1 protein-coding gene is annotated in these 779 nt (G+C 62.9%); it reads right to left on the minus strand.

Features of this window, described 5'->3' with window-relative positions:
- On the minus strand, positions 1–779 hold a 779-nt coding region (locus MOMUL_RS15220), incomplete at both ends, for a DUF1670 domain-containing protein (protein ID WP_153018470.1).

Consider the following 779-nt stretch of genomic DNA (forward strand, 5'->3'; position numbering starts at 1 on the left):
TCGGGGGTGTGGTAGATCCGCCGGGCAATCTCCTGGGTGGTTAGTCCCTCCAGGGCCATCTCCACCACCAGGGCCTTATGGGTCAGGGTGCGACCCATATCCAGCACCGTACCGGCCGTGGGCAGGAGGACACCGAAGCGTTCGTGGTAGGCCTCCAGAAGCTGGCGGATGAGGCTGGGGGAGATGCCTAGGAGCCACTCCAGGTCCAGGGTAGTTAAGACACCATCCTGCCGCCAGGCTTCAGCGGTAATCCGTTCGATCTGCCGTATTTTAAGCCTCTTCAGATCGGCGGTGGTGTTGAGGGGCCAGTGTTGTTCCTCCGGCGTTAGCAAGGTGAGTACTACCGGCTGAAAGAGCCTGGGGTCGGTACGCCTGGATTTCCTGGTCCCGTGGGCCAGCCACACCAGTTGGCCGGGGTCCAGTTCCTCCACCCTGGGGCAGCACCAGGTGTAGAGCTTGGCTGCCAGGGTAACCATCCCTTCGGCCTGGGCGGGCCTGGCACCCCACTGGTCCACCAGGGTGGCGATGGCCGGTTTCAGGGCTTCCGGCGGGATTTCTCCCCCAACGTGCTGGCGGCCTCCTGGCTTTAGCGTTTCAGCATCCAGGGGTCTTTCGGGCAGTACCTCCGCACTTTTACCACCGCGCTTCAGGGAAAGTTCGGCCTGGTTGACGAGATGCCAGAGGTCTTCCACACTGGCGCCGGGGTTTAGCTCCTTAAGCCTCAAGAACTGGAGCATTTCCAGTTCCCGGCGCACGGCCCGGGGAGAGCGCCCCTCTTT

It is taken from the genome of Moorella mulderi DSM 14980 (assembly GCF_001594015.1).
Classification (GTDB): Bacteria; Bacillota; DSM-521; order Neomoorellales; family Neomoorellaceae; genus Neomoorella; species Neomoorella mulderi.